The sequence below is a fragment of the Streptomyces sp. NPDC033177 genome, assembly GCF_055577715.1.
In genome coordinates this window covers 68,876-82,885 of the sequence record NZ_JBVIPS010000013.1, presented here as the reverse complement: position 1 = coordinate 82,885, position 14,010 = coordinate 68,876, and the positions used below count along the sequence as shown (strand labels likewise).

Sequence of the window (14,010 nt, the reverse complement as noted above, 5' to 3'; positions counted from 1 at the left end):
CTTCTGGCCGGCTGCCGACTGGCTGCTGCCTTCGTTCTGACCGCTACTTTCGTCTGCCAGGGAGGGGTGGCACATCGGGAGAGTGCCGCATCTTGAGGGGTTGGGGGGCCTTAGGAGGGTGGGAGGGGGCCTTAGGGCTCTCGTTGCTCAGGTACGCAAAAACGCCGGAGGGGCTGCGATGCAGCCCCTCCGGCGTTCTGAGTACCCAGCGCGCCATCAACTCGTCGACGGCAGCCCGTAAATCAGGTCCGAGTACTTGGCGATGGCAAGGAGCAGGCCGATGACGCCCAGGGCGACACCCGCCCACGCGACCGACTTGATCCACGGTGCCTGCACCTGGTCGGGCGCACCGAAAGCGGGCCTGACAAGGACGACGAACCCGACGACCAGCGCGGCGAGCGCGAAGGCTCCGGCGATCAGCGCCGTGACCTGCCAGGAGTCGCCGTACAGGGCCTGGATCTGGTCGGCGACGCTCGCCGACTGCTTGGTCTCGAGCTGCCCGACGATGTTCGAACGAGCCGCGGCGACCGTGCCGAGCCAGCCGCCGGACAGGCCGATCACGCCGAGAGCGGCGGAGACGACGGCCGCGGCGCCCTGGAACACGCCGGTGGACTTGGCCGGAGCGACCTCTTCCACCACGACGAGCTCATCGGCGTCGTCGGCGTCATCGGCCTCTACGGCGTCCGCCTTGGTGGCGTCCACCTTCGTGACGTCCTTGGTGTCAGCGGTGTCCGCGGCCTCCGGCTCTGCGGGCTTCGCGGCCGCCTCGGCCGCGATCTCGTCCTCTGTCTTAGTTCCCATGCCCCGCACCGTACGGACGGAGTCTGAGAGCTTTCTTAACGAGCCGAATCCGCGGCGTGCGCGGCCCCGCGCGCCTTCCGCCACTCCGGCGCGAGCACCGACCACACCTCCATGTCGTGCCGCACCCCCTGCCAGGGGAAGCACTCCCGCAGCACCCCGTCCTTGGTCATCCCGAGCCTCTTGGCCACCGCGATGCTCGGGCCGTTCAGTGTGGAGACCAGCCACTCCACGCGGTGCATGCCGCGCTCGTCCACGGCCCAGTCGATGAGGACCCTGCTCGCCCTGGTGATCAGACCGCGCCCGGCGGCCGAAGGCTCCAGCCAGACGCCCACCTCGCAGCTCTCCGTGGCCGTGTCGAAGATCCGGAAGAGCACTCCCCCGACGAGCGTGCCGTCCAGCCAGATGCCGTACAGGCGCCCCGTGTCGGCGGCCTGCCGGTCGGCGAACATCTGCAGCAGTTCCCGGGCGGAGTCGAGGTCCTTCGCCCGCACGGTCAGGGGCACCCACGGCCCCGCGTACTCCCGCGCACGTTCGACGTGCTCCAGGAACTCCTGTGCCTGCCACGGCTCGATGGGCCGCAGCTCAGCGCCCTCGCCCAGCGATATCGCGAACATCCCGCTCCTTCAGTCCGTCCGGCAGTACGGGGATCCTCGCACCAGGGACGGAATTACTCGAACGACATTCCGGCGGCTCGATGCTGATGCGCGGCAGCCAGCGGTCGAGACCACGCGGCAGCCACCAGTTGGCGCCGCCCAGCATGTGCATCAGGGCGGGCACGAGCAGCGTGCGCAGGACGAAGGCGTCGAGTGCGACCGCGGCGGCGAGGCCGATGCCGAACATCGCGATGACCCGGTCACCGCTGAGGACGAAGGCGAGGAAGACGGAGATCATGATGACCGCCGCTGAGTTGATCACGCGGCTCGTCTCGGCGAGGCCGACGCGGACGGCCCGCCGGTTGTCGCCGGTCTCCAGCCACTCCTCGTACATCCGGCTGACCAGGAAGACCTGGTAGTCCATCGAGAGCCCGAAGAGGACCGACACCATGATCACGGGCAGGAAGGGTTCGATCGGACCTGCCGAGCCGAGGCCGAGCAGCTCGCTCCCCCAGCCCCACTGGAAGATCGCGACCACGACCCCGAAGGCGGACGCCACCGCCGCCACGTTCATCGCGGCCGCCTTCAGGGGGATGCCGATGGACCGGAACGCGAGAAGCAGCAGAACGCAGCCGAGCCCGATGACCACGCCCACGAAGAGCGGCAGCTTGCCGACGATGATCTCCGCGAAGTCGTCGTAGCTCGCCGTGACACCGCCGACCTGGAGGTCCAGCGAGGTGTCGGCCTCGGCCCGCGGGAGCACGTCGTCGCGCAGCCGGTCGACGAGATCGCTGGTGCGCTGCGACTGGGGGGACGAGTCCGGTACGACGGTGACGTGGGCGACCGTGCCGTCGGCGCCGTACGTGATGGGGCTGACGGAGGCGACGCCCTGGGTCGATTCGAGCGTGGTGCCGAGGTTGGTGAGGGCGAGCCGGTCGCCCGCTCCGTCGACGTCCGTGACGAGCGTGAGAGGGCCGTTCACGCCGGGGCCGAAGCCGTCCGCGAGCAGGTCGTAGGCCTGCCGTGTGGTGGCAGACGCCGGGTTGTTGCCCTGGTCGGAGGTGCCCAGGTGGAGGGAGAGCGTGGGCAGGGCGAGCACCGCCATCACGGCGACGGCGACGCCGCCGAGCAGCTTCGGGTGCCGCTCGACGAAGGCGGACCAGCGGGCGGCGAGCCCGGTGGGCAGCTCCGGGGCCGGGCCGTGTTCGGCGAGGGCGCGCCGTTCTCGGCGGCTGAGCGCGCGCGGCCCGATCCAGGACAGGAGCGCGGGCAGCAGCGTCACCGAGGCGGCGACCGTGAGGAGCACGGTCAGCGATCCCGCTATCGCGACGCCGTTGAGGAAGCTGAGCCGCAGGATGAGCATGCCGAGCAGCGCGATGCAGACGGTGGCGCCCGCGAAGACGACCGCACGCCCGGTGGTGGCGACCGCGCGCTCGGCGGCGACGGCCACCGGAAGGCCCTGTTTGAGGCCCTTGCGATGTCTGGTCACGATGAACAGGGCGTAGTCGATGCCGACGCCGAGCCCGATCAGGGTGCCCAGCATCGGCGCGAAGTCGGCGACGGTCATGACGTGCCCGAGCAGCACGATGCCCGCGTAGGCCGTGCCGACCGACACCAGTGCCGTGGCGATGGGCAGGATCGAGGCGGCGAGTGAGCCGAAGGCGAGGAAGAGCACCACGGCGGCGACGGCGACCCCGACGATCTCGGCGGTCTGCGCGCTCTTGGACTCGGTGAGCGCGACGGCGCTGCCGCCGAGCTGGACGTCCAGGTGGTCCGAATCGGCGGCCTTCGCGGTGTCGACGAGGTCCTGCGCGTCCGCCTTGTCGATGGCGTCGGCCTGTTCGTGGAAGGTGACGGTCGCGTACGCGATGCGCGCGTCGGCACTGATCTGTGCGGCGCCGTGCTCCCCGTACGGACTGCTGACGGAGGCCACCGCCGGCATCTTCTCGATCGTGGCGAGGGTGTCGGTCATCGTCTGCTCGACGTCGGCGGCGCGCACCGTCGTGCCCGCCTCGGTGCGCCAGACGACGGTGTTGCTGTCGCCGCCGAGCCCCTCGAACCCCTCCTCCAGGAGCTCGGTCGCCCGGCCGGACTCGGTGCCCGGCACCTCGTAGTCGTTCGAGTACGCGGATCCGGCGAGCGCCGCGGCGCTCGCGGCACCGAAGAGGGCGATGAGCCAGAGCAGTACTGCGAGGAGTCGGTGCTTCACACACCACCGTGCGAGTGCTGCCACTGACCTGCTCCCTGGGGTGGTTCGTGGATCTTTATCGGGAACAGCCGTGAATGAACTGAACAGCCCGCAAAGAACGCATGAGCGACGACATGTGCGCCAGGGACACTTTGACAGGATCTGGAGATCGTCGGTCCGGTTCGTGGCTTTCCTCACAAGAGCACAAAGGGTGTGCGAGGCCCCACCGGGACCTCGCACACCCTGAGGGACTGAGGGCTTCAGCCCGATACGCTCGCGCGTCCGTTCTCTATGTGCCCCATCAGACGGCGCCGAAAGGCGGGCTCGCCCGCGGACGTGACCTGGAAGTCGTACCAGCCGTGCTCGTCGTCCGTCTGCCAGGCGAGGGTGCGGCTGCTGCCCGCCTTCACCCGGACGATCCTGGTCCGCTTCCTGACGTCGTCCTCGTCCACGTATCCGAGCGGCTTGACCGTGAAGACGAGCTCCTTGCGGCCCCGGTTGGCCAGGGTCACGTGGAGCTCGCGGCGGGTGATCGCGGAGGCGAGCTGCGCGCCCCCGTCCTTGCCGCCCGCGAACTCGCGCCGGAAGCCGTTCGGGCCCGTGACCGTGAAGGCGTACGTGTCCTTGGCCACCGGCACGGTCCAGGAACCCTCGCGCACGACGTCCTGGTGCTGCGGGACCGCGAACTCACCGGCGTACGGATAGAGCGCGAAGTGCGCGCTGGAGCGGCCGCCGTTGCGCAGCCGTACGGAGAGGGCTCCCTCGCGCCCCGGCTTCACGTACGCGTCGGGCTGGTAGGGCAGCGGGCGGGCGCGGCGGGTGCCCGGCTCCTGGACCGGCATGGACTGCTTCAGGGGCGGCTGCGGGGACCAGCGGCCGCTGAACTCCGGGATGGCGCCGGGCTGTTCGACCTCGGGCTGCCGGTGGCCACGCCGGAAGTCGAAGGCGCCGGTGAGGTCGCCGGTGACCTTGCGGCGCCAGGCGCTGATGTTGGGTTCCTTGACGCCGGTCCACTTCTCCAGGAAGCGCACGACGGAGGTGTGGTCGAAGACCTCGGAGGTGACGTAGCCGCCGACGGTCCAGGGCGAGACGACGAGCAGGGGGACGCGCACGCCGAGGCCGGTGGGCTTGCCCTCCCAGCGCTCCTCCTGGTCCTCGGGGGACTCCGTGCCGGGCACGGGGGGCGGGACGTGGTCGAAGAAGCCGTCGTTCTCGTCGTAGTTGATGAAGACGGCGGTGCGCCGCCAGACCTCGGGGTGCGAGGCGAGGGCGTCCAGGACCTTGTAGACGATGGTCGCGCTGTGGATCGGCGAGGAGACGCTGGGGTGCTCGGAGTCCAGGGCGGACGGCACCAGGTAGCTGACCTTGGCCAGCTTGCCGCCCGCGACGTCCTTGGCGAACTCCTCGGCGAGCTTGCCGGTGGGCACGCGCCGCAGGCCGCGCTCGAACAGTGACCTCTCCGCCTTGGTGAGGGTCGCGACGCCCTCCTCCAGGGTGGCGAGCAGCTTCGCGCGTTCGGCCTCGTCCTTGGCGTCGCGCACCTTGGCGTAGAAGGCCTCCATGAAGGTGAGGCCGGTCTTGGCGAGGACCTTGCGGGCGATGGCCTTGAAGGTGGTGAAGAACTCGATCTGGTTGTCGGTGAAGTTCTCCCACTCCGTGTACGTCTGCCAGCTCACGCCCGCCTTCTCCAGGCGCTCGGCGTACGTCCCCCAGTCGTAGCCGGGGTGCTTGCCCTCGTCGTACGCGTCGTTGCCGACGGCGCGCCTGCCGTTCGCCTCGTAGCCCGTCTTGCCGCTCCACAGGTGGTTGCGGTTGGGGCTCGTGGAGGTGTGGACGGAGGAGTGGTAGGCGTCGCAGACGGTGAAGGTGTCGGCGAGTTCGTAGTGCAGCGGGATGTCGTCGCGCGTGTAGTACGCCATCGTCGCGGCGGTCTTGGCGGTGATCCAGCCGTCGTTCCAGCCGTCGTGCCAGGCTTTGGCGCCCCCGCTCCAGGAGTGGTCGAGGGCGCCGATGTACTGCAGGTCCTTCTTCTGCGCCACGGCGGCCTCGCGGACCGGGAAGGGCATGACGGTGCGCAGCGCGCCGGGCTGCTCGAACACGGACGTGCCGCCCGGGAGCCGGATGGCGTTGCGGTCGCCGAAGCCGCGTACGCCGCGCAGGGCGCCGAAGTAGTGGTCGAAGGACCGGTTCTCCTGCATCAGGATGACGACGTGCTCGATCGCGTCGAGCCCGCCGCTGCCGGGTTTGTGCCGGTCCTGCGCCAGTGCCAGCTGCAACGACGGCGGCAGGAAGGATCCGACGGCGGCGGCGCCCACCGCGCCACCGCCGACCGCCATCAGACGCCTGCGCGAAATCTCGGGGGACACGTAACGACCTCCAGTCGACGGCCAATGGTTCTCCGCTGATCCATTGGCCTACACGGCGGGACGCTAGTGAAGTCCGGTATCCGTGTGAAGACTTGGGGACGAAGTCGACGTGAACGGATGCCTGGGGCTCAGGCGCCGATCAGCAGCCCCGCCCACAGCGCGACGGTCGACGCCGCCAGCGTGAGGGGCACGGTCAGCACGCCGAGGCGGGTGAAGGTCCCCAACTCGGCGTCCGTGCCGTGGTCGTGCAGGATGCGGCGCCACAGCAGGGTGGCGAGCGAGCCGACGTACGTCAGGTTCGGGCCGATGTTGACGCCGATCAAGGCGGCGAGGACGGGGCCGGGGCCGGCGGGCGCGACGGCGGGCAGGAGAGCAAGAATCGCCGGCAGGTTGTTGATCAGGTTGGCGAGCACGGCGGCGAGGCCCGCGATCGCGAGCAGTGCGGGCAGCGAGGCGCCGTCCGGCAGGATCCACTCGATCCCGGAGCCCAGGCCGTTGTCGACGACCGCCTTGACGACGATGCCGAGCGCGAGCACGAACAGGCAGAACAGCGGGCTCGCGGAGCGGACGAGTGCGGTGGGGCTCGTACGTCGTCGCAGCAGCGCACGGACTCCGAGGACGACGGCCCCGGCGAGGGCGGCCCACAGGGGTTCCGCTCCGGCCAGCGAGGTGCCGACGAACCCGGCGAGCGTGAGCCCGAGGACGACCAGCGTGAAGACCGGTACGGGGGTCGGTTCGACCTCCTTGGCCTCCTCGGCACCGGCGTCCAGATCGGCGGCGAAGTACCGCCGGAAGGCGAGGTATTCGATCCCGATGGCGACCAGCCAGGGCAACGCCATCAGGAACGCGAACCGGGTGAAGGTGAGCCCACTGGCGCTGAGGGCGAGGAGGTTGGTGAGGTTGGAGACGGGCAGCAGGAGCGAGGCCGAGTTGGCGAGGTGGGCGGTGGCGTAGACGTGCGGGCGCGGCCTCGCCCCGACGCGGTCCGCGGTGGCGAAGACGACCGGCGTGAGCAGGACGACGGTGGCGTCGAGGCTGAGCACGGCGGTGATCGCCGCGGCCACCCCGAAGACCCCGCCGAGCAGCGCCCGGGTGCGTCCACCGCAGAGCCGGGCGACGAGATCCCCGGCGGCGGCGAAGAGCCCGTCATCGGCGCAGAGCTGCGCCAGCACGAGCACGGCGGCCAGAAACCCCACCACGGGCAGCAGACTCTCGACCTCGGCGAGCGCGTGCTCGGGCGAGACGGCCCCGAGCCCCACAACGATCCCGGCGGCGGGCAACGCGGCAGCGGCCTCGGGCCACTTCTTGGGCCGTATGACGGCAAACGCGAGCACGCCGAGCAGCAGCCCGACGGAGAGAATCTCGGCGGTGACGGTGTTCAGGGGGACCTCGTGGCCCGCGTGGGGCGGTGGTTCGGCGGGGACGGAGTTCCCAGCGTAAGGCGAGGTGCCGGGCGGCATCACACCGGAACCGGAACACCCGCCCGCCCCGACCGGCACGCCCGGGGCCGCGCCCACGCGCCTGCACGGCGGGAGCCTGCGCACGGGCGGGCGGGACGACGGCATCGCGGGAGAGCGGCATCGCGGGAGCGCGGGATTTTTCCCGCCCACCACCCGACGACTCGGGGCAATCGGGTGGGTGGGCGGGAAAGATCCGCCGCGCAGCGGCGGTTCAGGCTCAGGCACGCGCAGGGCGGCGCACCCGCGAAGGGTCCGCCGCCCTGGATCCCGTACAAGCCGGAAGGGCTAGCCCTCCACGCCCAGCTTCGCCAGGATCAGTTCCTTGACGCGGGCCGCGTCCGCCTGGCCGCGGGTGGCCTTCATCACCGCACCGACCAACGCGCCGGCCGCAGCGACCTTGCCGCTGCGGATCTTGTCCGCGACCCCGGGGTTACCGGCGATCGCTTCCTCCACGGCAGTGGACAGCGCGCCCTCGTCCGAGACGACCTTCAGGCCGCGCTTCTCGACGACCTCGTCCGGCGTGCCCTCGCCCGCGAGGACACCCTCGAAGACCTGGCGCGCCAGCTTGTCGTTCAGGTCGCCCTTGGTGACCAGCTCGGCGACCCTGGCGACCTGCGCCGGGGTGACCGGCAGCTCGTCGAGCGCCCTGCCCGTCTCGTTGGCGTTACGGGACAGCTCGCCCATCCACCACTTGCGCGCGGCCGCCGAGTCGGCGCCCGCCTCGATCGTGGCGACGATGGGGTCGACCGCACCGGCGTTCAGGATCGACTGCATGTCGTGCTCCGAGACGCCCCACTCCTCGCGGAGCCGGTTGCGGCGCACGCGCGGCATCTCCGGGAGACCGGCACGCAGTTCCTCGACCCACGTACGGGCCGGGGCGACAGGGACGAGGTCGGGCTCCGGGAAGTACCGGTAGTCCTCGGCGTTGTCCTTGATGCGGCCCGACGTCGTGGAGCCGTCCTCCTCGTGGAAGTGACGGGTCTCCTGGATGATCGTGCCGCCGTCGTTCAGGACGGCCGCGTGACGCTGGATCTCGAAGCGCGCCGCACGCTCCACGGAACGGAGCGAGTTGACGTTCTTCGTCTCCGAGCGCGTACCGAACTCCTCACGCCCGTGCGGACGCAGGGACAGGTTCACGTCGCAGCGCATCTGGCCCTTGTCCATCCGGGCCTCGGACACGTCGAGCGCCTTGATGACCTCGCGCAGCTCCGCGACGTACGCCTTGGCGACCTCGGGAGCCCGCTCGCCCGCACCCTCGATCGGCTTGGTGACGATCTCGATGAGCGGGATGCCGGCGCGGTTGTAGTCCAGGAGCGAGTGCGACGCACCGTGGATACGGCCCGTCGCGCCACCGACGTGCGTGGACTTGCCGGTGTCCTCCTCCATGTGGGCGCGCTCGATCTCCACGCGGAAGACCTCGCCGTCCTCCAGCTGGACGTCCAGATAGCCGTTGAAGGCGATCGGCTCGTCGTACTGGGAGGTCTGGAAGTTCTTCGGCATGTCCGGATAGAAGTAGTTCTTCCGGGCGAAGCGGCACCACTCGGCGATCTCGCAGTTCAGCGCGAGACCGATCTTGATGGCGGACTCGACGCCGATCTCGTTGACCACCGGCAGCGCGCCGGGAAGGCCGAGACAGGTCGGGCAGGTCTGGCTGTTGGCGTCCTGCTTGAGCTCGGTGGAGCAGCCGCAGAACATCTTGGTCTTGGTGCCCAGCTCGACATGGACCTCAAGGCCCATGACGGGGTCGTACGTCGCGAGGGCATCCTCGTACGACACCAGGTCAGTCGTGACAGTCACGGTGAAACTTTCCCTCTCAACCCAGCAGGACGTCGTCGTCGCCGAGCTTCTTCAGCTCGCGATAGAGCAGAGCAAGACCGGTGACGATGGCGGCGGCGGAGACAGCGGCGTCGACGAGACGGAGCGTGTCGTTCTCCTTGCGGGCCAGCCTGGCCTGCTTGACGACCGAGATCGCGCCGAAGGCGGTGGCGCCCATCGACAGGTACGCGCCGGGCTTGGACTTCTTGAAGCCCTGGGCCTTGGCAGTCATGGGACTCATAGTGACGGTGCCTCCTCAAGCAGCGGGTGACCCCACCTTTCCACGAAGGCGGCCTCTACGGCGGCTCCCACCTTGTAAAGGCGGTCGTCCTTCATGGCGGGGGCGATGATCTGCAGTCCGACGGGCAGGCCGTCCTCCGGTGCGAGACCGCAGGGCAGCGACATGGCGGCGTTGCCCGCCATGTTCGACGGGATGGTGCACACGTCCGCGAGGTACATCGCCATCGGGTCGTCGGCGCGCTCGCCGATCGGGAAGGCGGTGGTGGGCGTCGCGGGCGAGACGATCACGTCCACCTGCTCGAAGGCCTTCTCGAAGTCCTTCGTGATCAGGGTGCGGACCTTCTGGGCGCTTCCGTAGTACGCGTCGTAATAGCCGGAGCTCAGGGCGTACGTGCCCAGGATGATGCGGCGCTTGACCTCGTCGCCGAAGCCCGCCTCACGGGTCAGCGCGGTGACGTCCTCGGCGGACTTCGTGCCGTCGTCACCGACGCGCAGGCCGTAGCGCATGGCGTCGAAGCGGGCCAGGTTGGACGAGCACTCGCTCGGCGCGATCAGGTAGTACGCGGAGAGCGCCAGGTCGAAGGACGGGCAGTCCAGCTCGACGATCTCGGCGCCGAGCTCCTTCAGGAGCGTTACCGACTCCTGGAAGCGCTGGACGACACCGGCCTGGTAACCCTCGCCCGCGAACTGCTTGACGACACCGACACGCATGCCCTGTACGGAGCCGTTGCGGGCCGCCTCGACGACCGCGGGGACCGGGGCGTCGATGGACGTCGAGTCGAGCTCGTCGTGCCCGGCGATGACCTCGTGCAGGAGCGCTGCGTCCAGGACCGTGCGGGCGCAGGGACCGCCCTGGTCGAGGGAGGACGAGAACGCGACCATGCCGTAGCGCGAGACGCCGCCGTAGGTGGGCTTGACGCCGACCGTGCCGGTGACGGCCGCGGGCTGGCGGATGGAGCCGCCGGTGTCCGTGCCGATGGCGAGCGGCGCCTCGTACGAGGCCAGGGCGGCGGAGGAGCCGCCGCCGGAGCCGCCGGGGATGCGGGTGAGGTCCCAGGGGTTGCCGGTGGGGCCGTACGCGCTGTTCTCGGTGGAGGACCCCATGGCGAACTCGTCCATGTTGGTCTTGCCGAGGATGACGACGTCGGCGTCCTTCAGCTTGCGCGTGACGGTCGCGTCGTACGGCGGGATCCAGCCCTCGAGGATCTTGGAGCCGACCGTGGTCGGTACGCCCTCGGTGGTGAAGATGTCCTTGAGCGCGAGCGGGACGCCGGCCAGCGGGCCGAGCTTCTCGCCGTTCTCCCGCTTGGCGTCGACGGCGCGGGCCTGCGCGAGCGCGCCCTCGCGGTCGACGTGCAGGAAGGCGTGCACCTTCTCGTCGACGGCCTCGATGCGGGCGAGGTGGGCCTCGGTGACCTCGACGGCCGTCAGCTCGCCGGAGGCGACCTTCGCGGCGATGTCGGCGGCGGTGAGCCTGATGATGTCGATCTTGCTGTCCGTCATGGTGGTTAGTCCTCCCCCAGGATCTGCGGCACCTTGAAACGCTGCTGCTCTTGGGCCGGGGCGCCGGAGAGCGCCTGCTCGGGGGTGAGCGACGGACGGACCTCGTCCGCGCGCATGACGTTCGTCAGCGGCAGCGGGTGGGAGGTCGGCGGTACGTCTTGGTCGGCGACCTCGGAGACGCGGGCGACCGCGCCGATGATGTCGTCGAGCTGTCCGGCGAAGTGGTCGAGCTCCTCGTCCTTCAGCTCAAGACGTGCTAGGCGGGCGAGGTGGGCGACCTCCTCGCGCGTAATGCCAGGCATGCGGCGATCCTCTGGGGGTGAGTGTGTGGTGTGTGGCCCCAATCCTATGGGGCCGCACCCCGTGCCCGTGAAACGGATTGCCTCGGCCGGGCCCAGCCGCCTTCTCGCGGGGCCCGCCCGGCCTACTTCGCGATGTCGGCCCCGGCCTCGGCCGCGGCCGCGGCGGCCGCCTCCTCGGCGGCGACATCGACGGGGCGGCGCCACCCGCGGGAGCCCCGGGCCCGCAGCCAGGCGGTGGTCTCGTCCGGCGGCATCGCGGCGGCGACCAGCCACCCCTGCACCGCGTCGCACCCCAGGTCGCGCAACCGCTCCCACGTCTCGTCGTCCTCGACGCCCTCGGCGACGACGAGCAGCCCCAGGGAGTGCGCGAGGTCGACCGTGCAGCGGACGATCTCCGCGTCCTCGTTGTCGACGGCCAGGCGCGCGACGAACGAGCGGTCGATCTTCAGTTCGCTCACCGGCAGCCGCCGCAGGTGCACCAGGGAGGAGTACCCCGTGCCGAAGTCGTCGAGCGACATCTTGACGCCGTGGCCGGTCAGACCGGCCAGGGTGTCCGCGGCCCGCTGCGGGTCCTCTAGGAGGACGTGTTCCGTTATCTCCAGTTGGAGCGCTCCCGCGGGGACTCCGTGGCGGGCCAGGCGTGCGGCGACGGCGCCCGCGAAGCCGGGCGTGTGCACGTCACGCGGCGAGACGTTCACCGCGACGGGGACCTTGAGGCCCATCGCCTGCCACTTCGCCACCTGGCAGAGGGCCGTCTCCAGGACGTACTCCGTGAGGTGCGGCATGAGGCCGGAGGACTCCGCGATGGCGATGAACTCGTCCGGCGGCACCTTCCCGCGCTCGGGATGCACCCAGCGCACCAGCGCCTCGAGGCCGGCCACCCGTCCGTCGAACTGGACCTTCGGCTGGTAGTGGAGCTCCACGTCGCCCGCGTCGAGCGCCCGGCGCAGATCACCCAACAGGCCCAGGCGGTCGGGGGTGTTGGAGTCCCGCTTGGACTCGTACACCTCGACGCCCGTGCGGTCCCGCTTGGCCTGGTACATCGCGACGTCCGCCCGGCGGAGCAGTCCTTCGGCATCCATGGCGTGGTCGGGGAAGACGGCGAGTCCGGCGCTGGCCTCCAGGACCAGCGTCAGGCCGTCGAGGTCGAGGGGGGAGCCGAGGGCGGCGACGAGGGACCGTGCCACGCGGGTGGCGGACGTCGTGGAGTCGGCGACGGGCAGCAGGACGGCGAACTCGTCACCGCCGAGCCGCGCGGCCTCCGCACCGCGCGGCAGGGCGAGCCGCAGCCGGTCGGCGATCTGCAGCAGTAAACGGTCGCCCGCGAGGTGACCGAGGGTGTCGTTCACCGACCGGAAGCGGTCCATGTCGATCAGCATCAGGGCCGACCGGGCCCCGATCCGCTCGGCGTCGTCCAGTGCCGTCCAGGTCCGTTCGAGGAGCCACTGGCGGTTGGGCAGGCCGGTGAGCGGGTCGCGCAGCTGCTCCTCCGCCCTGGCCCGCGCGATCCACAGCGTCGAGTCGAGCGCGACGAGGGGGATCGCGAAGAGCGGCAGCAGTATGGGCGTCGAGGCCGCGACCACGCAGATCAGCGGCGCGATACCGAGCAGCGCGACGCCGACGAGTCCCTGCCGGACCAGGGCCGTTCGGGTGACCGTGGGCAGGGCGCCGGTGCGCGGCGCGTGGACGTACCAGAGCAGGACGCGGGTGACCACGAGGTACGCGGCGGCGGCGAGGGCCACCTCGGGGGCGGAGTACAGGTCCCAGGTCTCGGGCAGCCAGGGCGACTCCGTCGTCGGGGCGGTGCCGAAGGCGGCCATGGCGAGCGCGCCCGCGCCGATGCCGAGGATGTCGACCGCGCCGTGCAGGATGCCCTGGCGCCAACGGTGGCGGCGCGCGACGGCGACGAGGACGACGACGGTGAGGCTGACCATTCCGGCGGGCACCCAGCCGTACAGCAGGAGCACGGCGACCGTGAGCGCGCCGCCCGACCCCGTGCCGCCCCACCAGCGGTCGCGGCCGAGTGCCACGAGATGGCCGACGATGAGCCCCGTGAGGATGGCGAGGGACCAGCCGACCGTGCCGGAGGGGAACAGGTCGCCCCGTCCGGTGAACGCGTGGAAGAAGCCCGTGCCGAGCACCACCGCGGCGATCGTCACGACGACAACCGGAAGGACCGGCCAGGGGTCGCGCTCGCCCGATCCGTCGTCCGGGCCGTGCGCCTCGGCGCCGCGCCAGAGCGGCCTGCGCCGCCCCTCGACGCCGGTCTGGGGGGAACAGGTCCCCGCGTCCCGGCCGCTCGCGCTCTCACCCACACCGAGCTCCTGCGTGCCGTACCCGCCGACGGTGCTCCACGCGCGTTCGCGCCGCTCAACTGGGGTACTCGGGACGGCGGGACGCGCAATCTCCGCTTCGCGTGCCTCCCGTGCCGCTCTGCGTCCGCTGAGCCACGCGCCCGGTCCGCGCCGCAGGCGCGCGCGCAGCCGGGAGTCCGGTGCGGCGCTCTCGGTCGGTTCCATTCCCGTCCCTCTCACAGCCGGCGGTGCCCAAGCCACGCGGACTCGCTCCAGAAGTCAGCCGCGTCTGAAACTCCTTCCCCGTGCTCCCGATGAGCAGGGGATACCCCGATCGCATAGCGGGGCACGGCAGGCGCACACCTCAACAGTAGGCCGCAGAAGGCTTCTACGGGCAGCGGTCCACAACGGTTGCCCGAATGCGACCCGGCCACCCGTATGCATCTGG

10 protein-coding genes are annotated in these 14,010 nt (G+C 70.7%); all 10 read right to left on the bottom strand.

Translation table 11 applies throughout. The annotated features are described in order from the left end of the window. Positions 1-216: 216 nt before the first annotated feature. Positions 217-801, bottom strand: coding sequence for a hypothetical protein (locus ACZ5U5_RS36855; protein WP_469030752.1), 585 nt, complete (start codon positions 799-801; stop codon positions 217-219). 35 nt (positions 802-836) lie between these two features. After that, positions 837-1,415: a GNAT family N-acetyltransferase gene (locus tag ACZ5U5_RS36850; RefSeq protein WP_469030751.1), complete on the bottom strand. Its 579-nt coding sequence runs from the start codon at positions 1,413-1,415 to the stop codon at positions 837-839. Beyond that, a complete protein-coding gene (locus ACZ5U5_RS36845) occupies positions 1,384-3,627 on the bottom strand; it encodes an MMPL family transporter (RefSeq protein WP_469030750.1) in 2,244 nt (747 codons plus the stop codon). Before ACZ5U5_RS36845 ends, ACZ5U5_RS36850 begins: the two co-directional genes overlap by 32 nt. Before the next feature lie 215 nt (positions 3,628-3,842). Beyond that, positions 3,843-5,948 carry a phosphocholine-specific phospholipase C gene (locus ACZ5U5_RS36840; protein ID WP_469030748.1) on the bottom strand — a complete coding sequence of 702 codons (2,106 nt, stop codon included), beginning with the start codon at positions 5,946-5,948 and terminating at the stop codon, positions 3,843-3,845. Between the two features lie 128 nt (positions 5,949-6,076). Beyond that, positions 6,077-7,330, bottom strand: coding sequence for an SLC13 family permease (locus ACZ5U5_RS36835; RefSeq protein WP_469031020.1), 1,254 nt, complete (start codon positions 7,328-7,330; stop codon positions 6,077-6,079). Between the two features lie 363 nt (positions 7,331-7,693). Next, a complete protein-coding gene (gatB, locus tag ACZ5U5_RS36830; protein ID WP_469030747.1) occupies positions 7,694-9,205 on the bottom strand; it encodes an Asp-tRNA(Asn)/Glu-tRNA(Gln) amidotransferase subunit GatB in 1,512 nt (503 codons plus the stop codon). A gap of 16 nt (positions 9,206-9,221) precedes the next feature. Continuing rightward, positions 9,222-9,464, bottom strand: a complete 243-nt coding sequence (locus ACZ5U5_RS36825) for a hypothetical protein (protein ID WP_399396243.1) — start codon at positions 9,462-9,464, stop codon at positions 9,222-9,224. Further along, entirely contained in the window at positions 9,461-10,966 is a 1,506-nt protein-coding gene (gene gatA, locus ACZ5U5_RS36820) for an Asp-tRNA(Asn)/Glu-tRNA(Gln) amidotransferase subunit GatA (protein ID WP_469030745.1), read from the bottom strand. The genes ACZ5U5_RS36825 and gatA overlap by 4 nt, the downstream gene beginning before the upstream one ends. A gap of 5 nt (positions 10,967-10,971) precedes the next feature. Then, the gene (gene gatC / locus ACZ5U5_RS36815) at positions 10,972-11,268 is read right to left on the bottom strand and encodes an Asp-tRNA(Asn)/Glu-tRNA(Gln) amidotransferase subunit GatC (protein ID WP_016642027.1); all 297 of its coding nucleotides are present in this window, start codon (positions 11,266-11,268) and stop codon (positions 10,972-10,974) included. 122 nt (positions 11,269-11,390) lie between these two features. Then, positions 11,391-13,787: a putative bifunctional diguanylate cyclase/phosphodiesterase gene (locus ACZ5U5_RS36810; protein WP_469030743.1), complete on the bottom strand. Its 2,397-nt coding sequence runs from the start codon at positions 13,785-13,787 to the stop codon at positions 11,391-11,393. Positions 13,788-14,010: the final 223 nt, after the last annotated feature.

Excerpts from the sequence above, each read along its gene's own strand:
- gatC (WP_016642027.1), bottom strand. The coding sequence starts at position 11,268 with ATGCCTGGCATTACGCGCGAGGAGGTCGCCCACCTCGCCCGCCTAGCA.
- ACZ5U5_RS36855 (WP_469030752.1), bottom strand. The coding sequence starts at position 801 with ATGGGAACTAAGACAGAGGACGAGATCGCGGCCGAGGCGGCCGCGAAG.
- ACZ5U5_RS36825 (WP_399396243.1), bottom strand. The coding sequence starts at position 9,464 with ATGAGTCCCATGACTGCCAAGGCCCAGGGCTTCAAGAAGTCCAAGCCC.
- ACZ5U5_RS36850 (WP_469030751.1), bottom strand. The coding sequence starts at position 1,415 with ATGTTCGCGATATCGCTGGGCGAGGGCGCTGAGCTGCGGCCCATCGAG.
- ACZ5U5_RS36810 (WP_469030743.1), bottom strand. The coding sequence starts at position 13,787 with ATGGAACCGACCGAGAGCGCCGCACCGGACTCCCGGCTGCGCGCGCGC.
- gatA (WP_469030745.1), bottom strand. The coding sequence starts at position 10,966 with ATGACGGACAGCAAGATCGACATCATCAGGCTCACCGCCGCCGACATC.